Annotated in this window: 19 protein-coding genes and 3 pseudogenes; 11 read left to right on the plus strand and 11 right to left on the minus strand. The window is 36.2% G+C overall.

Going from position 1 to position 21024, the window contains the following annotated elements; translation table 11 throughout:
- Nucleotides 1–9 precede the first annotated feature (9 nt).
- Nucleotides 10–534: pseudogene (gene terL, locus OOK90_RS01465) on the plus strand (phage terminase large subunit); the annotation flags it as partial.
- 199 nt (nucleotides 535–733) lie between these two features.
- Here terL and OOK90_RS01470 read toward each other — a convergent pair.
- Nucleotides 734–1783: a class I SAM-dependent methyltransferase gene (locus OOK90_RS01470; RefSeq protein WP_264706006.1), complete on the minus strand. Its 1050-nt coding sequence runs from the start codon at nucleotides 1781–1783 to the stop codon at nucleotides 734–736.
- A gap of 101 nt (nucleotides 1784–1884) precedes the next feature.
- On the opposite strand from OOK90_RS01470, the gene OOK90_RS01475 reads away from it, so the two are divergent.
- Both OOK90_RS01475 and OOK90_RS01480 read left to right on the plus strand, forming a co-directional pair.
- Nucleotides 1885–2256 carry a hypothetical protein gene (locus tag OOK90_RS01475; RefSeq protein WP_022626336.1) on the plus strand — a complete coding sequence of 124 codons (372 nt, stop codon included), beginning with the start codon at nucleotides 1885–1887 and terminating at the stop codon, nucleotides 2254–2256.
- Nucleotides 2257–2541 (plus strand): DUF2610 domain-containing protein, encoded by a 285-nt coding sequence (locus tag OOK90_RS01480; RefSeq protein ID WP_010962783.1) that lies wholly within the window; start codon nucleotides 2257–2259, stop codon nucleotides 2539–2541.
- 6 nt (nucleotides 2542–2547) lie between these two features.
- Here OOK90_RS01480 and dapD read toward each other — a convergent pair whose 3' ends face one another.
- Nucleotides 2548–3378, minus strand: coding sequence for a 2,3,4,5-tetrahydropyridine-2,6-dicarboxylate N-succinyltransferase (gene dapD, locus OOK90_RS01485; protein ID WP_264706007.1), 831 nt, complete (start codon nucleotides 3376–3378; stop codon nucleotides 2548–2550).
- Nucleotides 3379–3453: 75 nt separating this feature from the next.
- Here dapD and OOK90_RS01490 point away from each other — a divergent pair, with 75 nt between their 5' ends.
- Complete coding sequence (locus OOK90_RS01490) at nucleotides 3454–3882, plus strand: zinc-ribbon domain-containing protein (RefSeq protein WP_010962781.1); 429 nt, start codon at nucleotides 3454–3456, stop codon at nucleotides 3880–3882.
- A gap of 94 nt (nucleotides 3883–3976) precedes the next feature.
- Nucleotides 3977–4657 (plus strand): ribulose-phosphate 3-epimerase, encoded by a 681-nt coding sequence (gene rpe, locus OOK90_RS01495; protein WP_264706008.1) that lies wholly within the window; start codon nucleotides 3977–3979, stop codon nucleotides 4655–4657.
- Nucleotides 4658–4809: 152 nt separating this feature from the next.
- Here rpe and tnpC read toward each other — a convergent pair.
- The 3 genes and pseudogenes from tnpC to OOK90_RS01510 all read right to left on the minus strand — a co-directional run bounded on the left by tnpC (nucleotide 4810) and on the right by OOK90_RS01510 (nucleotide 8541).
- Nucleotides 4810–6148 (minus strand): annotated as a pseudogene (tnpC, locus tag OOK90_RS01500) (IS66 family transposase).
- 111 nt (nucleotides 6149–6259) lie between these two features.
- Complete coding sequence (gene ribD / locus OOK90_RS01505; protein WP_209473133.1) at nucleotides 6260–7342, minus strand: bifunctional diaminohydroxyphosphoribosylaminopyrimidine deaminase/5-amino-6-(5-phosphoribosylamino)uracil reductase RibD; 1083 nt, start codon at nucleotides 7340–7342, stop codon at nucleotides 6260–6262.
- Nucleotides 7342–8541, minus strand: a complete 1200-nt coding sequence (locus OOK90_RS01510; protein ID WP_070356885.1) for a deoxyguanosinetriphosphate triphosphohydrolase — start codon at nucleotides 8539–8541, stop codon at nucleotides 7342–7344. The genes ribD and OOK90_RS01510 overlap by 1 nt, the downstream gene beginning before the upstream one ends.
- 47 nt (nucleotides 8542–8588) lie before the next feature.
- Here OOK90_RS01510 and OOK90_RS01515 point away from each other — a divergent pair, with 47 nt between their 5' ends.
- Entirely contained in the window at nucleotides 8589–9050 is a 462-nt protein-coding gene (locus OOK90_RS01515) for a HesB/IscA family protein (RefSeq protein ID WP_010081891.1), read from the plus strand.
- Between the two features lie 39 nt (nucleotides 9051–9089).
- Complete coding sequence (locus OOK90_RS01520; protein WP_264706009.1) at nucleotides 9090–9764, plus strand: ABC transporter ATP-binding protein; 675 nt, start codon at nucleotides 9090–9092, stop codon at nucleotides 9762–9764.
- A 238-nt stretch (nucleotides 9765–10002) separates the two neighbouring features.
- Here OOK90_RS01520 and OOK90_RS01525 read toward each other — a convergent pair whose 3' ends face one another.
- A complete protein-coding gene (locus OOK90_RS01525) occupies nucleotides 10003–10701 on the minus strand; it encodes an alpha/beta hydrolase (protein ID WP_264706010.1) in 699 nt (232 codons plus the stop codon).
- A gap of 155 nt (nucleotides 10702–10856) precedes the next feature.
- On the opposite strand from OOK90_RS01525, the gene OOK90_RS01530 reads away from it, so the two are divergent.
- Together OOK90_RS01530 and OOK90_RS01535 are read left to right on the plus strand one after the other, a co-directional pair.
- Nucleotides 10857–11993, plus strand: coding sequence for a cysteine desulfurase family protein (locus tag OOK90_RS01530; RefSeq protein WP_264706011.1), 1137 nt, complete (start codon nucleotides 10857–10859; stop codon nucleotides 11991–11993).
- Nucleotides 11994–12521: 528 nt separating this feature from the next.
- A complete protein-coding gene (locus OOK90_RS01535) occupies nucleotides 12522–13259 on the plus strand; it encodes a WD_0702 family putative metalloprotease (RefSeq protein WP_209473121.1) in 738 nt (245 codons plus the stop codon).
- A gap of 39 nt (nucleotides 13260–13298) precedes the next feature.
- On the opposite strand, the pseudogene OOK90_RS06680 reads toward OOK90_RS01535, so the two are convergent.
- Nucleotides 13299–13400 (minus strand): annotated as a pseudogene (locus OOK90_RS06680) (WPE palindromic element domain-containing protein); the annotation flags it as partial.
- A 298-nt stretch (nucleotides 13401–13698) separates the two neighbouring features.
- On the opposite strand from OOK90_RS06680, the gene tsaD reads away from it, so the two are divergent.
- Nucleotides 13699–14706, plus strand: a complete 1008-nt coding sequence (gene tsaD, locus OOK90_RS01545) for a tRNA (adenosine(37)-N6)-threonylcarbamoyltransferase complex transferase subunit TsaD (RefSeq protein ID WP_209473117.1) — start codon at nucleotides 13699–13701, stop codon at nucleotides 14704–14706.
- Nucleotides 14707–15058: 352 nt separating this feature from the next.
- On the opposite strand, the gene OOK90_RS01550 is transcribed toward tsaD, so the two are convergent.
- The 3 genes from OOK90_RS01550 to OOK90_RS01560 form a co-directional block, all read right to left on the minus strand.
- Nucleotides 15059–15574: a transposase gene (locus OOK90_RS01550; protein ID WP_264706014.1), complete on the minus strand. Its 516-nt coding sequence runs from the start codon at nucleotides 15572–15574 to the stop codon at nucleotides 15059–15061.
- Nucleotides 15564–15815, minus strand: a complete 252-nt coding sequence (locus OOK90_RS01555) for a hypothetical protein (protein WP_010081945.1) — start codon at nucleotides 15813–15815, stop codon at nucleotides 15564–15566. The genes OOK90_RS01550 and OOK90_RS01555 overlap by 11 nt, the downstream gene beginning before the upstream one ends.
- Before the next feature lie 521 nt (nucleotides 15816–16336).
- A complete protein-coding gene (locus OOK90_RS01560; RefSeq protein ID WP_244663097.1) occupies nucleotides 16337–18430 on the minus strand; it encodes a coiled-coil domain-containing protein in 2094 nt (697 codons plus the stop codon).
- Nucleotides 18431–18557: 127 nt separating this feature from the next.
- Between OOK90_RS01560 and OOK90_RS01565 the strand changes: the two genes are divergently transcribed.
- Nucleotides 18558–19913: a phosphomannomutase/phosphoglucomutase gene (locus OOK90_RS01565; RefSeq protein WP_264706015.1), complete on the plus strand. Its 1356-nt coding sequence runs from the start codon at nucleotides 18558–18560 to the stop codon at nucleotides 19911–19913.
- 106 nt (nucleotides 19914–20019) lie between these two features.
- On the opposite strand, the gene OOK90_RS01570 is transcribed toward OOK90_RS01565, so the two are convergent.
- Entirely contained in the window at nucleotides 20020–20871 is an 852-nt protein-coding gene (locus OOK90_RS01570) for an Rpn family recombination-promoting nuclease/putative transposase (RefSeq protein ID WP_015589151.1), read from the minus strand.
- Nucleotides 20872–21024 lie beyond the last annotated feature (153 nt).

Genomic DNA, 21024 nt, shown 5'->3' on the forward strand with positions numbered 1-21024 from the left:
TCCGGACAACCTCTGAAACGCTATAAAAAATTTCCTGATAATCTCTCGCATATAACACAAAGTTGGGATACTGCGGTTTCAACAAGTAACATGAGCAACTTTAGTGTCTGCACCACCTGGGCAAAAATAGATAATAAATTCTATTTACTCGACGTATATCGCGCAAAGCTTGAGTATCCAAAGCTTAAAGAACAGGTTTTGTCACTAGCTGCAAGATGGTCACCACACGCAATTTTGATTGAAGCAAAAACGAGTGGTCAGCAATTGGTGCAAGAGCTAAAGACAAACAGTGATTTACCGATTATTGAAATAGTGCCACATGATGACAAGCTCACTCGATTTCATCAAATTGTTCCGATTATAGAGTCTGGCAAGGTTTTTCTGCCACATCAAGCAGTATGGCTGAACGATTTTGAGTATGAGATTTTAATGTTTCCTGAAACGCGCCACGACGACCAAGTGGACAGTACCGTGCAATATTTGCAGTGGGTGAGAAACAGTACCTCCAGGGTTGCAGCTATACGAGCATTGTGATTTGAGTCTACCAGTACTGGGATGACAGCTAGGAGACAACCGTCATCCCGCTGCTTGTTAGCGGGATCTTTTGTTAGCGCCGCGGCGGTATGACGGTTCGCGGCGGCATGACAATAAGCTCGTCATTCCGCTACTCGTTAGCGGAATCTATGCTGAGATATCGCGGCGGTATGATGTAGGGAAACCTTTCTTGGGTTAGCTATATCAATAGCATTGCTTTAAAAAGAGTGCCCATATTTTCAGTCAACCTTAAGAATTCACTAAAGATCCTATTCTTTTGTTCATCACTTGCGCTTTTCATTAAAGCCTGGGTTCTTTCTTTTATGCCAAAAAGATATAAAAATTCCCTTTGAGTTAAAATCTCACAATCTACATGCTTTAATGGATCTCTTAACGCTTGAAAGTTCACAAGTGCGGTAATATCACTATTACCAACATTCTCAAGAAAATTAGCATACTTATGTTGTTTTATCGATTGCAAAGTGCTCTTATATGCGGGGTATACATAACCGTAATCTACAATCAAAGCAGCTCCTTTATTATTATATATCTTCTTCTCAAGTTTTTTTAATATTTCAACCCCAACTGAACATATTTCCACCACTGCACCATTAAAAAATTTTCCATTTGTCATCTGAGTAGCTGACACTGGAATCCATGATTCTTTTTTTCTGGATTCCAGTGTCACGCACTGGCATGACACCAAGAGACTGCCATCATCTTGTTTTGTCACCATATTTTCATACCACCCCTCATCATGATATACAAACTGATCTATCGGAAGAGCGTCAAAGAACTCATTTGCTAAAAAAATGGTTGGTTGTTCTGGTAGGTTGTCAATATTTTTGTGCCAATTAATACCTAAACCCTTTAATTTTTCCTTTTGTATCTTCTGTAAAGTAGGGCTTATTTCAACTAAGTGGATCAACATTGAATTAAAAAAGCTGCTGTATTTTTTAGTGACTCTTATTATATCGTGAATGAGTGTTCCTTTGCCTGGCCCAAGTTCAACTAGAGAAAATTTTGATGGCTTTCCTAATTTTTCCCATGTATGCATTATCCAAACTGCAATTACTTCACCAAATAATTGGCTGATCTCAGGTGCGGTAGTAAAATCACCATCCTTACCAAGCGGTAATTTACTTGTATAATAGCCGTATTTTTCATGGTACAAAACGGCATTCATGAAATCACTGATGGATATTGATCCTTGACTTTTGTCAATTAATTCGTGTATATAAGCGAGCATGTTATTAATAAATGTTTAACTATAGCGTGCCATAATATAAAATAGTAGAGTATTTATATATATAGTATAAACTTAAGTTTGTGAGTAATAGTGCTTCAGTTATGGACGACAAAAACACCGATTATGTTGCCCTTATACCTCAAGATGATAGTATTGAATACAAATTTGAAGAAGCTGTCAATTTTATAGAAAACAAGGTTATAAATGCTGATGGGCTAACTTTAGCGGAAGTGTTTCAAGTGCTAGTTCAAATGCTAAATGGTGATCTAGAATTGGTAAAAAAAGTACTAGCATGTGCTAATATTATGGCAAAGCATGGAATGAAGGTAGCAAAAGAGTCGCAATTAAGCAGAGCTGATGTTCGCCGAGCTTTGGAAGGTAGAGAAAGTGTTGTCAATAGACAAGATTTTATAAAGAAACCACCTCTTCCACCTGCTATAAAATCGACCAAAAAGAAAAGTAGAGGTCTTTAGATGGCTGAATCTATAAAAAAATTTACTGTACAATGTGACTTCAAGGGACAAAGTTCACCTTTTGCAATATACATAGGAAATCCAAAAAGTGATGCTCATCCAATTCATCATCAAGATTCCTGGCTTGTAAAAGAACGTGGAGGGAATATTCCTAATAAAGTAAAAGAAAGTCTACAAAAATTATATAAACTATCTCAAGAAAATGGAGTCTCTTTCTCAGAGTTATGCGCGTATGCCATTACTGTGGTTAGTAATAATGATAAAAAAAGTGACGACAAGGAGTAAGATAGTTTAATCCCTCAATATTTCATTTATAGAGATTTTCGATCTCGTCTTTTCATCCACTTTTTTTACTATGACTGCACAATAGATTGAAATATTATTTTTAGATGGAATAGACCCTGGTACCACTACAGAATAAGGTGGCACTTCGCCGTAAAATACCTTGCTAGTTTCTCTATCAATAATCTTTGTTGATGCCCCAATAAACACGCCTATGCCAAGGACTGATCCTTCTCTCACTACCACACCCTCGGCCACTTCGCTACGTGCTCCAATAAAGCAATTATCTTCTATAATGACAGGTGAAGCTTGAATAGGCTCAAGAACTCCACCTATTCCCACTCCACCGGAAATATGACAGTTTTTTCCTATTTGCGCACAGCTACCAATCGTTGACCAGGTATCTATCATTGTTCCTGAATCAACATATGCACCAACGTTGATAAAACTTGGCATTAGAACAACATTTGTACCTATATAAGCAGATCGGCGAACAAAACACCCAGGAACTGCTCTAATTTTTAACCGGCGAAATTTCTCCTCATTCCATTCACTAAACTTGTTACCGATCTTATCAAACCAGCAATTGGTATTATCTATTATTTTATTTTCTTCGGTGAGAAAATGTAATAATATTGCTTGCTTTATCCACTTATGTACTACCCATTCTTCACTTGATAGCTTTTCTGCTACTCTAATTTTGCCACTATCAAGGAGCTCAATTACCTCTTTAATTGCTATTCTTGCTGTTTTCTTTAGATTACAGTCATTAAATTTTTCTCTATTTTTCCAAATATTTTCTATCTCACTCTGTGTTTTTTTTAGTTGCAAACCTTCCATTTGTTATATATATATTGATATTAAATTTGTAGCTCTGTATCATTTGAGCTTGTTACTACTTTATATGTAAGTGCTATGAAAATACAATGTAATAGTTGTACTAAAACTTACTTAGTATCTCCTAAGCAAATTGGCGCGTCTGGAAGAAAGGTAAAATGTACGAACTGCAATCACATATGGCATGAATATCTAGAAGAAGTGTCAAACAAATCGCACTCTGCTAATATACAGGAAAAAAAAGTTAGTGGAAGGAATTTTTTACAAAATCTAGCATTTACCACTCTAGCTTTTGCAACAGCTACAGGGTTATGCGTCGTAATTGCTAACGGCATCTTTCCTAGAGAGATGAACAAAGCATACAAAACGATCAGTTTATACAAGGATTCAATAAGCTATAAATTAGGGTACAAAAAAGAACAAACAGAAAGTCCAAATGTAAAAAAACTTGCTGTAAATAAGTTTTATCAAGACTACCTTTTTTTATCTAATTTAAGATCTAGTTAAATAGGCATACCGATATCGGTCTCTAGCTACTCAGATGGTGCTTAGGGTGACAGAGTTTTGAAAATAAGTTATTTTTTAGCAAAAAAGGCAGCTCATGAGTATTAAAATTGCACCTTCTATACTTTCAGCAGATTTTGCAAAATTAGGGGAAGAAGTAAGAAAAATTAGCGATTTAGGTGTGGATTACATACACATAGACGTTATGGATGGGAATTTCGTTCCAAATATTACAATTGGTCCTAGCGTTGTTTCTGCAATACGTAAATATAGCAATCTTCCTTTTGATGTGCATTTAATGGTCAAATCTCCTGGTAACCACATTGAAAGCTTTATAAATGCTGGTGCTGATATTATCACTGTACATGCAGAAGCAGAGATACACCTTGAGAGGTTGATAAGAAAGATAAAGTCATACAAAAATGTAAACGACGAAAAAAAACCGATTCAAGTTGGAGTTTCAATTGTTCCTTCAACTTCTCCAAGTGTGCTTGAATACATAATACATGAGCTAGATATTGTGCTGATTATGACAGTCAACCCTGGCTTTGGAGGGCAGGAATTCATTCATTCACAGTTGAACAAGATATCTACTATAAAAAAAATGATACAAGAGCGTAACCTTAAAACACAAATTTCAGTAGATGGTGGAATTAACTTTTCTAACGCAGCTGATATAATAAAAGCAGGTGCAGATATTTTAGTTGCGGGATCGGCGATATTCAAGGCTGAAGATATTAAGAAGGCCATAAACTATCTTAAAAATCCATTGTTGTGACCCTATATAGCTAAAGTGGCTTAGGTTTACCTACAATTTGAAAAACAACAAATTCGTCATTCCGCTACTCGTTAGCGGAATCTATACCGCGAATGAATTGCGGTATGACGTAGGGAAACCTTTCTTGGGTTGTATCAGTTCAGGAGAGTGGTTTAAGAAACAATAGATAGAAGGTTTTGGAAAGCCCATTTGTTTCCATGTTAAGTATAACGAAATTATCCGTTCAAGTTCCCCACTTCGATTGGGTAAAATATGAATTTTTGCGATAAACGACATAATGCCGTATCTGCTGTTCAGCATGGTTGTTTGTCAGCGGAATGTTTTCTGGGTCATCTAAAAAATTCCACATTATTCTTTCAGATTTCAAAATATTTTTTGCAACTCGAGAAGCTCCAATTGCTTCAGGTAAGCGGCTTCAAGTAATACCTTGTACGTTTTCGCAACTTTCTGGCACGTCTGGTAAATCTAAAAACATCTATCTCATTTTTTAGCAAGGCCTTTTTTAGTGCAAATAATTCAGTGGCTACGTTTCTTAAGTAACAGCCCAGAACTTTAACTTCAACTATGTGCTAATCTTTCAAAATCTCTTGATAAATGTGCCCAACAGATTTGCCTGTTCTTATCGGCAAAGTAGTTGTATGCTGCGTACCTGTCGTAAGCTATTGCGATTGCAGAACTTACTATTTTGTAAAACCTTCATTCCTCTTGACTCTGTCAATTTTATAAAACTTGCTGTATTACTGGCAAACATCCAGCACCAACCAAGTTTACCTTTGTTATAATGGCTCGTTTCATCGATATGCAGAACTTCACTTTTACTTACTTCTTGCTCGATTTGCTCATATGCTTCTTGGCATTTTTCTGCAACTCTAGCCTCGCTATTTGACACGCTACCAACACTGATGTCCAGGTTGAAAATATTTTTTATAATATTTGCTACTTCTCTTTTCGAGTTCTTGTAAAATCCGCTCAGCGCCGCGATTGTTGACTTAACTTTTGGACCAAATGTATCCGCAGTAACACCTTCTGGTAGCCTGCTACTTTTTCTTTTTCCACACTTGCAACAGTGGCCATTGGTATTCCACAACATAAGGCTTAATTTCTGGCAAATCAACTTTTTGATGAATGTATGGCTCTTTCGATATCGCAATTTCTCCTCCGCACTCGCAAGAACTCTATTTTCACCACTTCATCTGCCTCCATTTTAGGGCGATACTTTCCTTCATGCCCAATCTGTGCCCCTATTTTCCTGTCACTTTTTTTCTTTTTCTTCTTTAGCTTGTATAACTCTTTTGAGCTCGGTATCGATGAATTTTGTGAATTCAGACCTAGTCTTTCTTTCAATTCAGCATTTTCGATTCTTAGCGCCTTATTCTCAGATCTAAAATTTTCGTTTTCTATCTCTAACCTCTTTATCTCTGCTTTTAGTTGCTCTATCTCTATTTTAAAGCTTTCACAGAGCTTGAGAAGACTAGCTAGTAGATCAGACATATTTACCACACATACTACTTGTGATATTATGTTTTTAGCACTCCTTGTCTACTTTTTATTTTACCGCTCCGCTGAACGGATACCTTTTTTTACTGTTTGAGTATGTAAGGATTATGACGACCTATCCCAAACCTCAACTATATCCTCACTAAACTCTATTATCTTTGTTTTTTTAAACTGATAACAGTTGTTAATGAATTGAATCCCTAAATCTCCTACAAAAGGAGTGGCATCATTGCCTAAAATTTTACCACTGCGGCATATTATCAACCTGTCGATTAAATTACACTTTAATAGTTCTGTGATTAACACTCCTCCACCTTCAACTAATAATCTTGTTATACCAATTTCTGAAACAAGTTTTGATGCCATGTCCTTTAGGTAGGCTTTGCCTGCATCGTTTGAATTGACTTTCAAGTAGTTAATGTTTTTTATTTTTTTCTCTACTTCTTTATTTGTGATGACCCAAGTTATTACTTTGTCTGCAGTCTTTGCAATGTTATGCTCTTCCTTTAATCTCCCTTGACTATCTATAATTAGCCTTATTGGCGATCTACTTCCGAGTCCTGGTAATCTGCAAGTTAAGAGTGGATCATCATTAATAAGAGTATTGCTGCCGATCATAATTGCATCATATTTCGTTCTGAGCTCATGCACCCAGTTTCTCGTATTTTCACTTGTTATCCATTTGCTATCGCCTGTAAATGTTGCGATTTTTCCGTCAAGAGTTGTTGCGACTTTGCAAGCTATAAATGGTCTATGTAATTCTTTAGTGGTGAAAAAACCGACATTCAGTTCTTTTGCCTCTTTTTGCATAATACCTTGCTCAACTTCAATTCCTGCTTCTTTCAGAGCTTTCATGCCTCTGCCTGAAACTCTACTATCTGGGTCAATAGTTGCAATTACTACTCTTTTTATGCCAGCTTTTATGATTTTTGCAGTGCAAGGCCCCGTGACTCCGTGATGACAACATGGCTCAAGAGTGATATATATAGTTGCGCCATGAGTTGAATCTTTAGCGTTTTGCAAAGCGACTACCTCCGCATGCGGACGCCCACCAATCCCTGTATATCCCTCACTAACAATTGTACCATCTTTTACAATAACACACCCGACAGCAGGATTTGGTGCAACATTTCCAAGATTTTTTTCTGCAAGCCTTAATGCAATTGACATGAAATGATCATCAGTCATTAGAAAGAAGTCATTTCGTATGAGGTATCAAAAATTCTTCTGTGCTCGTGTATAGCAAATCTATCTGTCATACCTGAGATATAGTCACATATTATTACTGAACGCTGAGATTCACAAGCGAGTTTGCTCCACTCTGTGGGAAGTAATCCTGGGTTTTCATAAAAACATTGAAAGAGTTCCTGTATTATGCGTTTTGCTTTGTTCATCGTTCTACTCAGTTTATAGCTTCTGTATATTTTCTCCATGTTGAATCTTTTCATTTCTTTTGTAGCATTCGCAACTTCTGGTGAAAATGTGACTAGCATTTTATTTAGACTTCTTACGTCTTCTACGCTTTTTATTTTGTGATCTTCAATATTTCTTTCAGTCTGAGAAACAACATCACTTATCATAGTTCCTATAGTTCCACTCAGTGATTCATGTATGAGTTTGCTCTGAGGCAATTCTGAATATCTGCTCCTTATGTCTTTAAACATTTTTTCAATTAAAGGAACATTCAGCAAATCTTCGATGGTTACTAAATTCGCCCTGAGTGCATCATCAAGATCGTGAACACTGTAAGCAATATCATCGGCAATTGAAGCAACTTGCGCTTCAATGCTTGAAAATTCTTCAAGCTTTAGATCATATTTTTTGTTGTATTCTAATAACAGCTGATTATTTGTAGAAGACTCCGCGTTTTGACCAAGCAAGGGACCGTTATGTTTTGCAACTCCTTCAATCACCTCCCAACTTAGATTCATACCATCAAAATCAGCATGTTTTTGTTCGAGGTAAGTTAAAATCCTTATAGCTTGAACATTATGATCAAACTCATACTTCTCGTTATCAAGATTCAAATCTTGAACTGATTTCTTTAGAGCATCTTCACCTGCATGACCAAATGGAGGATGACCAAGATCATGTGCGAGCGCTATGCATTCAGTGATATCCTCATTTAAGCCAAGTCTACGCGCAATGGACCTTGCAATTTGTGCAACTTCAAGGCTATGAGTAAGCCGAGTGCGATAGTAGTCGTGCTCATAATTGATAAAAACTTGTGTTTTGTACTCCAATTTTCTAAACGCATTAGAGTGAATGATACGGTCCCTATCACGCTGAAAGCAGCTGCGATTCTCATCTTCTGGCTCTTTGAAGTATCTCCCTTTTGTTTTGCTTGGAAAACATGCATAATTTAATAGAAAATTATTGTTTGACATGTAAAATTTCTACTATAATAAGTTATCAATAATAAACGGTGGTTACTATGTCAACAAATTACAACATCAACTTAACTGATAATGCACTAAAAAAAATCCACTCTCTTGCAGAGCAGGAAGGGGATAAGAGTTCCATTTTACGGGTTGCAGTTTCAGGTGGTGGATGTTCTGGCTTCAAATACAATTTTCTTATGGATCAAATGAATAAAAATCTATCTTTGGATGATGAAGACGATGATTACGATGATGAGTTTGATGACGAAGACGAAGATGATGACTATGAAGAAAGTGAGGACTATAGAAGCCACTCCAGTTTTAGCGAAAAAGGTAAAGATATAGTAATTAATGATGAAAATGGAAACCCTGTATTAATGGTTGATAATTGTTCAGCAAAATTTTTAAATAACTCAGTTATAGATTATACTGAGGATCTCAGTGGTTCTGGTTTTCAAATAAAGAATGCCTTTGCTAAGTCTCAATGTGGTTGTGGTAACAGTTTTTCGGTTTAATTATTACTAAAACTTAGATGCCTTCTGGATCTTTTAAACATGGGTGGTAATGTAGCACTAGAACTAACTTCCGTAGATAAAAGCTTCAAGAACAATTCTGCTGTTGTAAAGGATATCAACTTAAGTGTCACAAGAGGGCAAGTAGTAGCGCTGATTGGCGATTCAGGTGCAGGGAAAACAACTATATTGCAAGTCGCAGGCTTGTTGGACAAGCCAACTTCAGGTATAGTTACGATAGATGGAATAAATTGCACACAAGCCAGTAATAAGCATAAAACTCATGTAAGAAGAAATTTTCTTAGTTTTGTTTATCAATTTCACTATTTGTTACAAGAGTTATCGGTGTTGGAAAATATTATGCTTCCTCAACTCATTGCAGGAAAAAGCAAAGCTGAAGCAAAAAAAAATTCGCAAGCAATGTTGGAAAAATTTGGTCTGGAAAACAAAGCAAGTAGCATGGTATCTGAAGTTTCGGGTGGGGAAAGGCAGAGAGTTGCAATTGCAAGAAGCATTGTAAATTCTCCAAAGCTTTTACTTGCAGATGAGCCAACAGGAAATTTAGATCCAACAAATTCTTTTAAGGTGTTTTTACTGCTACATTCATACGTAAAGGAAAATAACAGCTCTATGCTTATAGTAACACACAATCATCTCCTTGCAGAAAAGGCAGACTGCATTTTCCAATTGAGAGATCGATCATTAGTGAAGTTGTGAATAGGAAAAATAGCACAATTTCTATGCCCTATACTTATCTAACCAATGATCATTAACAGAGTATAACTCGCATGAAATGCTTTCATTGCTTTTTATACACGGACTTTTTAACTTACGCTGTTTACTTAGGGAACACCCCGATAACATAAACACAGCTAAAACAAAAAATAATAGCTTTTTAAACATAACAAAACCTTTTCATTTATATTACTACACTCATTTCTCTTGTTTGTAAAGATTAGGCATATTCTTTTACCCTTACCTCTTTTTTGACCTTTTGAGAAGAAATAGTTGCACTATTCAAGCGCAGTTTTATATAATTGTCCACGATTTGAGTCACTTCCTCTTCTTTATCCTTTAGAAAGTGATTAGTATCATCTATTATATAGTATTTCATGTGATCACTTCTTACTGAATTTATCAACCTTTTTGCTAATTCTGTTACATCGCTTTCTTCTGAGATTGTATCATTACTGCTTTGTATTATAAGCCCAGAAACTGGACAGGGAGAAAGAAAAGAAAAATCGTACTTAGTTACCGGAAGAGAAAGAGCAATAAAACCCACTATCTCAGGGCGGCGCATTGTTAGCTGCATAGCCACCCATGCTCCAAAAGAAAAACCAGCGATCCAAATTGGAACATTGCTAGGATTATGTCCCTGAAGCCAATCAATGGCTACCGCAGCGTCAGTTAATTCTCCTATACCCTTATCAAAAGTTCTGGTAGATTTTCCCACACCACGAAAGTTAATTTTCAATGCAGAAAAATTGTTATCGATAAAAGACGTATATGTACTATGTACAATTTTACTATCCATATTACCACCATATTGAGGATGATGATGTAAAACCAGCACAACCGGCGCGTTGGCATCTTTGCTTTGGTGGTATTCACCTTCTATCTTTCTTGTTGCATTATTCAAAAAAACTTCAACCATGGTAACCCCTAATAAGAACCCGCTTGACAGGTATTAATGACGTGAGTTATTAATTATGTATTAATTTCGCTGTTTTTGCAATAAATTTTTTATCGTGTTAAAGCTAACGTACATAGTTATGGCTATAGTTGATGGTAAACTTATTTAAGTGACAGATGAGTCCATTCTCTTTAGAAAATAGTGGTTACGTATATGCTGATTACAATGCAACTGCTCCAATTAGTGAAAATGTAAAAAAAAGTATATTTGAGGTCTTGTTAAAACAAACGCTCAATCCATCATCACTACATAAAAGAGGACAAGAAGCGAGGAAGATTCTTCAGGATGCAAGAGATAACGTACGTGGTGCTATTGGCGTTTCAAGTGATAAAGAAATAGTTTTTACGTCTGGTGCAACTGAAGCGAATAACCTTGTTATGAGAGGAATAGCAGGCTACCTGCATATAATTTCAGCTATAGAGCATCCTTCAATTCTTAATTCTGCATGTAATCCATATATAATACCTGTTAATCAGGAGGGCATTGTTGACTTTTTAGAGCTAGAAAAAATTCTAAGCGAACTTAAAGGAAACAAAGCAATAGTTTCAGTTATGATGGCAAATAACGAAACCGGAGTTATTCAACCTATTGAGGAAATGGCTAAAATAGTACACAAGTTTGGAGCAATTTGCCACACTGACACTGCTCAAAGTGTTGGGAAAATTAAAGTTAATATGGAAGATTTAGGAGTGGATTTACTCACTTTATCCGCCCATAAATTTGGCGGTGTAGCAGGCAGTGGAGTTTTAATATTCAATAAAGAACTTGCGATAGAACCTATTATAATAGGTGGTGGACAAGAGAAGGGATTTCGTGGTGGTACGGAAAATATTGTTGCGATTGCAGGCCTTTCTGCTGCACTGCAAAATATTCCAGACCTTCTATCAAAAATGGATGAAGTAAAGGAGCTACGTGATCAATTAGAGTGTGAATTATTAAATCTTGCCAGTGACATAAGAATCTTCGGTAAAAACTCTAAGAGGCTGCCAAACACAAGTTTTATTTATATGCCAGGAGTAAAGAGTGATGTGCAGCTTATGCATTTTGACTTGAATCATATTGCAGTTAGTAATGGCTCCGCATGTTCTTCTGGAAAAGTTGAGCCTTCCCATGTTTTGCTTGCAATGGGGGCAACAAAAGAGCAAGCAGAGTGTTCAATTAGAATCAGTATAGGTCCAGAAACTAAACCACAAGACATAAAAAAAATGGTGGATTGTTGGTATAATATCTACAAGCAGAACACCTTGGTATAGATAATACGTGGTATCATGCAGGCACTGGCCGAGCATTAGATGTAAAAAATTACTTTACAACCCCGCGGTATCTCTAGATCCCGCTAACAAGCAGCGGGATGACGGTTGTTAGGCTAGCTGTCATCCAAGTAGCTGACACTGGTTCCTTTATGACGGCAGTGCCCCTATGGTGTCATTCCAGTGTCCTGACTACTTGGATCTAGCAAGCTTTGCTTGCAAATAAGTCTAATACGTGTCGCGTTTTATGCCAAAACACAATTGGAGTTACATGCAAAATAGATCCCAGACTGGGATGACAAAAAAAGAGCACTGGAATGACACCATTTGCTGTGCAATTTACCTTCAAAAATGAATGTTCGTACAGCTATGGATTCATTCGCGGTATCTCACCATAGATCCCGCTGACAAGCAGCGGTATGAAGGTTATCAGTAAACATGAATTACTTTAGCTATGCAATCAGGCTTCCTAAAAACACTTTGTAGCCAATCAATTCTTGAGTATAAAAAGAATTCCTTTAATAATAAGGTATGCTAATCAGGAATTTAATAAAACAAGCAACTCAAGTAGGAAGCAGTGAAAATGCAATACGGTATGTCGAATATCTCTATCAATTTGAGAAGTTTAGAAACACATTAAACCTCACTTTATCACTAATAAAGCAAAACAGGCTCTCATTTGAAATATACCAAGAGGGATTAGTGGATATGGAAGAGGGAGTGTGTAAGACAATCAGGTCTTCCAGTGTAAATAGATATGTTATTGTACTGAGGAAGTCAAACCCATACATTATAGTGCATGAACTTTCACACATGGTTGAAAATGAACTGAACTTAAGTTTGGAACAGGAATTTCTCCATAAAGTTTACCAGGATATTGAGCAGAACCTAAAGCAAGCAAATATTCTTGTGCAGAAAATTATCGGCCAAGTTATATTTAAGGAGATACAGGCTTATCAAACTGCAAAATCACGCGCATCTGAATTATTTGCACGCTATTTTGAGCTATTTGCTTGGGCGCAGGAGGTTTACCCTAAAGATAAAGAATACTTAATCCGCACTCAAGACTTAAACAAAGTGTTCCTTGCTACTGACCAATGGAAAAAGAGCTACCTGGATCCACAAATAATGGAGAGAGTAGATAAAGAAATCAAGGAATACAGCAATAAAACTGTCTTTAAAGATGTAACCAAAGTGCAAAGCAGTTGGACTAATAAATTTTCTCCTGGGGGCAAAAAAATTAGCTCTATATTTGGAGATGATGATTAGCTTATAGTGCAGGTTTTCCTACGTCATGCCGCCGCGAACCGTCATACCGCGATTCATTCTTTTGGTGTACGAACATTGCAATTTGCAGGTAATTTTAGTAGTAGATGGTGTCATTCCAGTGCTTGACACTGGAATCCAGGAATTTGGATTGGGCACTAAGTTGGTGAGCATAAAAGTGGCTGATCTTATGTTAAAACACAACGTTCTTGATGAGATTACGGCAAGGCTGGATTCCAGTGTCAAGCACTGGAATGACACCATTTGCTGTGCAGTTTACCTTTAAGAATGAATGTTCGTACAGTTGTGCGCGGTATCTCATCAGCTAACACGTAGCGGAATGACGGTTGTCGGTAAATCTTTTAGCTATAGAAGTTAACTTTGCAGTTAACTTCTACAGCGTTTCAAAGTATAGTTTTGGTAATACAGTAACTAAATATACATGAAAACCATTTTAGCTGTTGAAACAAGCTGCGACGAAACTGCAGTAGCGATTGTAAATAGTGACAAGCAAGTCCTTGCTCACAAGATTCTTTCTCAAGTAGAACACAAAAAACGCGGTGGGGTGATTCCTGAGATAGCTTCACGTGCTCATATGGAACATTTAAGTGGCCTGATAAAAAGCGCTGTAAAAAAATCTAACCTTAACTTTTGTGACCTCAATGCAATTGCAGCAACATCAGGACCAGGACTCATAGGTGGATTAATAGTTGGTACAATGATGGCTAAAGCAATTGCGCATGTAGCACAAAAACCGTTCATTGCAGTGAATCACTTAGAAGCGCATGCATTGGTTATTAGGTTACTGCATGAGGTAAAATTTCCATTTTTAGTCCTATTAATATCAGGTGGTCACTGTCAATTTTTAATTGCACAGGATGTAGGCAAATACGTTAAACTTGGAGAAACGCTTGATGACTCACTGGGTGAAGCGTTCGATAAAGTTGCTAAGATGCTGGGTTTAAGCTACCCAGGAGGCCCATTAATTGAAAAGTTGGCTAAAAAAGGCAATGGCACAAGATTCAAACTGCCAAGGGCAATGATAAAACGTTCTGGATGTAACTTTTCGTTTTCTGGAATTAAAACAGCAGTAAAAAACTTAGTGCAAGAACTGAAAATGAGCGAGCAAGATGTGTGTGATGTATGTGCTTCGTTTCAAGAGTGTATTAGTGACATACTGCTGGACAGGGTTAGTAATGCGATTATTATAGCCGAATCTTTAAATATCAAAATCAATGACTTTGTGATTACCGGCGGAGTTGCAGCAAATAATTTCTTGAGAGAAAAATTAAAGCAACACATAAACTTAAACATATTTTTTCCTCCCAACAACCTATGTACAGATAATGCAATAATGGTTGGATGGGCAGGAATTGAAATGTTACAGAAAAGCTATATAGATTCTCTCAATTTTGCACCAAGACCTAAGTGGGAGTTAGAGAGTTATTAAAAGCTCTCAATTCTGAATTATAGCTAAAGTGACTTAGGTTCTCTAATTGCACATAAGTCAACAATAATTTTCACACAAATCAAAACAGCATATCTTCTCCATAATCCTTGGTAATTTTACATAAGTTAAAAGTAGCATATGGTTCTCTCCGCGGTCTGAGATGACAATAAATTTGTCAAGCCGCATTATACTTGTTAGGCGGAAGTGGACGGCAACATGTTTACCACGAAGTCTAACTAAGTTCTTGCTTGTCCCTTCCATCGGCATTGCTATCTTTATTTTCAATAAAATTATTGTCCTATGCTCTTTTGATGTTTATTGATAATAAAATTCTGTTTTATCAACCAACATCCTATGAATAATTACAGCTAATTTTCTTGCTACTGCTACAATTGCTTTTTTCATTCCTTTTTTCTTCGCAACCACAGTTTTTTAATTTAAATGTCCTCTTGGTAACTGTAAGCATTGTTTGTGCAGCTTCATATAACATACTTCTACATTCCGCTGGTCCCATCTTTGATATGCTGCCATGCCGATCAACTTCTCCAGAAGAATATTGCCTTGGTGTCAACCCTATATATGCTCCAACTGTATCAGATTTCTCAAACCTATGTGGGTTATCAATTGCAGCTTTATACGTCATTGCTACTATCATCCCCACTCCTGGAACAGTAGTTAACAATTTACAATCATCGTCTTTTTCACCTTGTTCTGAAAGCATTTTGTCAAGCTTTCTTAATGACTTTTCTATTGCTTCCAAACTACAAACTAACGCTTCAATTGAACTCCTACTGATTTCATCCAAATTATTTATTGCCTCTTGTATTCTTAAAGCGAAAGTTTCAAATTTTGATCCTTTACCGACCATGTATCTTCAACAACCCTCTTATTGTTCCAATAACCTGCTGTTTGCTACACATTAGCTGTCTTCTGCTTCCAAGCGCTATTTTAATTTGACAACTGATTTTACTAACACTTCTCATCATCTGCGCTATACCCCTCGCATCGTTTTTATCATTCTTATTGATTCTTGCAGACAACGCTGCTGCCATATGCCTTGCATCTACACAAATTACTGGTAATCCAAAACTCCTTAACTCTTTGCACATTGATATTGACAACTATCCACTTTCTATTCCTATGGGTTCGTATTTTTTGCCTTGGCTAATCTGCTATTGCCTTACTTTCGCTTGCAACAACTTCTTCCTTAACAACTTTTCCTTTCTCATCAACGATACTTATAAAAGTTTCTTTTAATGAGATCGCTATAATATTTCATGACCTACTGTAAAAGTTTAAATTATTTTTGAAGAACCAATTCATTGAATTTGTTACTTCGTGCTAAAATAATGGAGTATGTCTCTCCATCATTCAATAGCAATTACAGTATGTTTAGCTATAATTTGAAAAACAAAAATTCGTCATTCTGCTACTAGTTAGCGGGATCTAGAGGTACCGCGGCGGCATGACGTAGGATTGCTGTCATCCCGCTGCTTGTTAGTGGCTAAGAGATACTGTGAATAAATCACGGTATGACGGTTAAGTATCCCGCTACGTGTTAGCGGCTGAGATAACGCGAATAAATCGCGGGATGACGTGTTGCTTGGGTCAGCTATAGAAGCAAAACTCATCATTTTGAAAGAGGAGGAGATTTTTCCGGACCCTCAGCGGAGATTGATTTTGGATCTGATAATTCTGTATTTACCTTGATTGGCTCTAATGGAGTTTTCTGCTCTTCCGGTTTATCATCTGGAATTGGAACAGGCCAATCCATAATGTTTTGCGGTATAACTTCTGCTTCTTTAGCTTCTTTTTGACCTGTTGAAGATGATGCATCAACTCCTGCATTTTTGGTAACTTCTTGTTTTAGTTGTTTATTTTCTTCTTGCAGTTGCTTTAAATTTTTCTTTAACTCGTCAATCTCTCTTATTTTTTGTTTTAATTGTTCAGATATAGTTAGTTTGTCTCTAGTCAATTTTTTGTTTTCTTGTCTTAACCCACTAGCTGTTCTGCTTGAGTTGTTGTTTACAGCTTGTATACCTTGGTCTTGCTGCTGCATGCTTGTTCCTCTACTTTCATATTCAACTTCAGTTTGAGTTGATGTAGCTGCCTGACCTTTTTCCTGCTGTAATATGTTCTGCAGTTGCTCTAGACTCTCTTTGACAGATGCCAGCTCTTCCTGTGTACACGTTAACATCCCTTCCTTTTCCTTAAGTTGATATTGAAGTTTTTCTATTTCCCTCTTCGTATTTTCTTCGCTTAGCTCATCTGCAAGTGATCTTCCAGGTTCAAGTTGTCGAATTTTCCTCTCTAAGTCTTCCTTTTCTCTCTGTAATCCATTTAATTCTTTAGACAATTGGTTCGCCGTTTCAGCCAATGTATTGTTTTCCTTTTTTGTTTCCATTAACTGTTCTGCCAACTGCTTTTTATGATCATCGTTTAAACCTTCCACTATTTTCTTCAGGTCATTCTCCAAATTTGCATTCTTTTCCTTTAGTACAGTTAAATTAGCTTCACTTTGCTTCAATTTTCTCTGTAATTCTTTATTTGCCTCATTTGTTTCACCTTCCTTATCTTTCAACTGATCATTTAAGTTCTTTATTACATCATTTTTATCCTGTAGTTCTTCCTCTTGTTCCTTTATTCTTTGACCTCTTTCAAATATCGCTCGCTGTTGTTCATTGACTTTATCTCTCAAGGAGTCACGTTCTAATCTTAGATCCTCAAGCTGCTTTGCCTGCACTGCAAAATATTTAGCAAATGTTTCTTTTTCTTCCTCTAATTCCTCAACTTCATCTTTTAATCCTTCTTGCTCATACTCTTCTTCATCACCAGACATATCATCCTCAAATATTTCATCTTCATCACTAAATTCACTGCTGGTGGATATAGAACTTCTACGTGAAGAAGGTGTGCTAGGAGAGGAATACCCACTGCTGCTTGGTGTAGGTGACTGTGGTGATATATGTAGATCTTTTGTAAATATTTCCTCTGCTGGTACTTGCTGATCGTCTACACTCTTGGATATGCCAGTAAAAGCTTGATACAGAGTTTTTCCGTTGATAAAAACTTCTTTATTTTGTCCAACTAACTTTAATACTTCTTCTGAACTCGTTATTCCTCCAAATTTTGGCTCACCAATAACACTCTGTATACCACCAGAATCCAATTTTACGGTCATGCTACAGTCTATGCTGTTACCTTCAGAATCCTTAGCCTGCCAATTAATGGTCATTTCACATGAGCTTGAACCAGTAAAATCATAGTGCCTTTCGCTGCCTTTTTTGGTTGCAGTTATTTGACTATCTTTCCCTAAAGATATGTTATAAACCTTACCTTCACTGCTGGTCCTTAAAATATTGCTAATTTCTATTGGTTTTTCTTCATTTTCAAATCTAATTTTGAAGTCATTATCCTTTGTTGGATACACTAAGAAATTTTGACCAGGCAGAGACGACTTAAGTTCTTTATGCATTGCGTCTATTGATTGCTCAAATTTTTGGAACTCCTTTTCCCACTTTAAATTTATCTGTCCTGTAATGTCCTCATCTTTGCGTAAAGGACCAATAAAGTACCAGATTAAATTTTCTTCCTCCAGTCTTTTGATAAAATCCTGAAGATCGTTGCAAGATTCAATGACATTTAAAGTATCATTTTTCTTTTGTTCATCTACATCTAAACTTTGACTTTCAGCTATAAATACATTTTCGTTTTCCTGTGGCATAATTTTACATTTTAAAAAATATACTATAATATTAACAGATTTCTTTAAAAAATCAACTAATTGTTGGATAAATAAACTTGAGCATTTGGCCAAAATGTTATATAGTAGTCACTTCAAGAAGTACAGTATGGACAATACCATTATAAGAAAATACGATATTAGAGGTATAGTAGGCAAAGATTTGCAGATTAATGATGGGTACGAGATAGGTAGAAAGTTTGGCCAAACCGTAGCTAGTGTTTGTGTCGGCTACGACAGCAGAATAGATTCACCAGGTATAGAAAGAGAATTAATTAGGGGCTTAACTTTATCCGGTGCAAATGTTATACGCGTTGGACTATGCTTTTCACCTATGCTTTACGCTGCAACACAAATCACACAGGCGGATCTTGGTATCATAATAACTGCCTCTCATAACCCCAGCGAATATAATGGCTTTAAATTTTTTAGTAATAAAAAAGTCTTCTCAGATCAAGAAATGAAGGAAATTATAAGCAGTCCAATTAAAAACAGCACAAGAATTGGAAGCTTAATTAACATAAATATATATAGTGAGTACATTAGCATATTGAAAAGTGCAGTGAAGAATAATACTACACAGAAATTAAAAATAGCCTGGGATTGTGGAAATAGTCCAGCAAGTGGAATTATAAGGTATATTGAAAAGATCTTGCCTGGTCATACGCACATCGTAACCAATAACTCTATAGATGGGGCATTTCCACTGCATGATCCAGATCCCATAGAGGAAAAAAATCTTGCTCAATTAATTGACATTGTGAAGGAATATGGATGTGATCTTGGCATTGCGCTAGATGGCGATAGCGATAGGGTGCGCTTAATTGATAATAAAGGCAACGTTGTTTCCAATGACCATTTATTTATAATTTTTGCACGTGAAGTGTTGGAGGAATATCCAGAAAGCAAAGTTATTGCTAACGTAAAAATGAGTATGAAAGTGCATGATTTTGTTAGCAAGTTAGGAGGGCAAGTTATCACCTGTGCTACTGGACATTCACTAGTTAAGAAGAAGATGGTAGAGGAAGAGGCAAAGTTTGCTGGTGAATTAAGCGGGCACTTCTTCTTTTCTGAGCTAAGTTTTGATGATGGGCTATATTCTGCTGTTAAAGCAGTTGACATTTTGCTTAAGAAAAACCAAAGCCTATCTCAGGTGATTGAGGATTTACCGAAGTTATATATCACTCATGAAGTGAAGATTGTAGTGAAAGATGAGAAAAAGTTTCAAATAATTGAGTCAATAAAGAAAACACTGGAGCAGCAAAATATTGTATTTTCAGATCTTGATGGTGTTAAGGTAACCGATAATAAAGGTTGGTGGCTTCTTAGGGTATCAAATACGCAAAACTGCATTACAGCAAGATGCGAAGGAGAGACTTTAGAGGGTTTTGAACTTACTAAAAAGGTTTTGTTCCATTACATTGATGAAGCAAGGTCTTTAAATTGTAGCTACTCACAGAAATAAATTTGATTTATAAAATTGACATGAAAGTATAAAGATAAATAGGCTAAATGTACTTATCACCTGGTCAGGCTGCAGCATTATTTCGTGTAACCGTTTGCGGGTCCACTTAATTCTGCAATTCTTTGATCTCACTCATGGAGAGGCCAGTAAACTTAACAATAGTGGTGACATCAACATTATTAGCCAGCATTGTTTTTGCAACTTCAATTTTTCCTTCCTTTTTAGCATCATCAAGTTTTTGTTCAAGAACAGCCCGTTCATCACGAATACGTTTTATTTCCTGTTCGTAGGCAATAAATTCTTTCTCTGACCAGTTGAATCTATTTAGTTCTTCATATGCCTTTTTAATTATTACATCACTACCTATTATCTTTTCCAATTCTTCTTCGCTAGTTTCATCTGCATATTTAAAATAATAGATCCATTTTTCAACTATACTCTCCAATTGGTCTTCTTTAGTTTTAGGAAATTTTGGTAACTCAATAAATGTAAAATAAAAATCTTTTAAATCATGTTCATAGCTATCTTTGTCTAACATTACATGATCTGACTTATACTCAGATTTATTAGGAAAGAGAATACAATCAGCAATAGCTATAAAAATGATTTCTTTAAGACCCTGATATTGATCACCTTTATCAGCTTGCCTTGAATAAGCTTTAGCAGCGTAATATTGAGCGCGTTTTTCAAAGCCTTTAGTTTTGGCAACTTGCATTTCGACTATTACTTGCACCCCATTTTCATCCCTGCAAAGAACATCAACGATACTTTGTTTTTTAGAGGCAATTTCAGCATCTTGAATAGTGCTGAGGAATTCTATTTCTTTTATTTCATCTTTGCCAGTGAACCCCAAAATATCATTGAGAAAGTGAATGAGGATGTCTTTATTTTTTTCAGTACCAAAAATACGCCGGAACGCAACATCATTCTTGGGGTCGAGAAATTTAGAAAGAGCCATAAAAAAATTTTTAAATGTATCTTTATATTATATATTCTTATTAATAATAATTCAATAATTTGTCGTCTTTTTTGTTAACTTTACTGATGTTGTTGTAAGGAACGTTGTTGCAAAATTTTGTAAAATTTATTATCCTAAGGTTTCAAGTTCTCA

Origin of the sequence: Wolbachia endosymbiont (group A) of Ancistrocerus nigricornis, from assembly GCF_947250785.1 — a bacterium.
In the GTDB taxonomy this organism is placed as follows: domain Bacteria; phylum Pseudomonadota; class Alphaproteobacteria; order Rickettsiales; family Anaplasmataceae; genus Wolbachia; species Wolbachia pipientis.

Coding starts and splice junctions, on each gene's coding strand:
- dapD (WP_264706007.1), bottom strand. CDS start 3,378: ATGGAAGGTTTGCAACTAAAAAAAACACAGAGTGAGATAGAAAATATT.
- OOK90_RS01565 (WP_264706015.1), top strand. CDS start 18,558: ATGGACAATACCATTATAAGAAAATACGATATTAGAGGTATAGTAGGC.
- OOK90_RS01515 (WP_010081891.1), top strand. CDS start 8,589: ATGTCAACAAATTACAACATCAACTTAACTGATAATGCACTAAAAAAA.
- OOK90_RS01530 (WP_264706011.1), top strand. CDS start 10,857: ATGAGTCCATTCTCTTTAGAAAATAGTGGTTACGTATATGCTGATTAC.
- rpe (WP_264706008.1), top strand. CDS start 3,977: ATGAGTATTAAAATTGCACCTTCTATACTTTCAGCAGATTTTGCAAAA.
- OOK90_RS01475 (WP_022626336.1), top strand. CDS start 1,885: ATGGACGACAAAAACACCGATTATGTTGCCCTTATACCTCAAGATGAT.
- tsaD (WP_209473117.1), top strand. CDS start 13,699: ATGAAAACCATTTTAGCTGTTGAAACAAGCTGCGACGAAACTGCAGTA.
- OOK90_RS01560 (WP_244663097.1), bottom strand. CDS start 18,430: ATGCCACAGGAAAACGAAAATGTATTTATAGCTGAAAGTCAAAGTTTA.
- OOK90_RS01550 (WP_264706014.1), bottom strand. CDS start 15,574: ATGGTCGGTAAAGGATCAAAATTTGAAACTTTCGCTTTAAGAATACAA.
- OOK90_RS01535 (WP_209473121.1), top strand. CDS start 12,522: ATGCTAATCAGGAATTTAATAAAACAAGCAACTCAAGTAGGAAGCAGT.
- ribD (WP_209473133.1), bottom strand. CDS start 7,342: ATGACTGATGATCATTTCATGTCAATTGCATTAAGGCTTGCAGAAAAA.
- OOK90_RS01525 (WP_264706010.1), bottom strand. CDS start 10,701: ATGGTTGAAGTTTTTTTGAATAATGCAACAAGAAAGATAGAAGGTGAA.
- OOK90_RS01490 (WP_010962781.1), top strand. CDS start 3,454: ATGAAAATACAATGTAATAGTTGTACTAAAACTTACTTAGTATCTCCT.
- OOK90_RS01520 (WP_264706009.1), top strand. CDS start 9,090: ATGGGTGGTAATGTAGCACTAGAACTAACTTCCGTAGATAAAAGCTTC.
- OOK90_RS01480 (WP_010962783.1), top strand. CDS start 2,257: ATGGCTGAATCTATAAAAAAATTTACTGTACAATGTGACTTCAAGGGA.
- OOK90_RS01510 (WP_070356885.1), bottom strand. CDS start 8,541: ATGTCAAACAATAATTTTCTATTAAATTATGCATGTTTTCCAAGCAAA.
- OOK90_RS01555 (WP_010081945.1), bottom strand. CDS start 15,815: ATGTGCAAAGAGTTAAGGAGTTTTGGATTACCAGTAATTTGTGTAGAT.
- OOK90_RS01470 (WP_264706006.1), bottom strand. CDS start 1,783: ATGCTCGCTTATATACACGAATTAATTGACAAAAGTCAAGGATCAATA.
- OOK90_RS01570 (WP_015589151.1), bottom strand. CDS start 20,871: ATGGCTCTTTCTAAATTTCTCGACCCCAAGAATGATGTTGCGTTCCGG.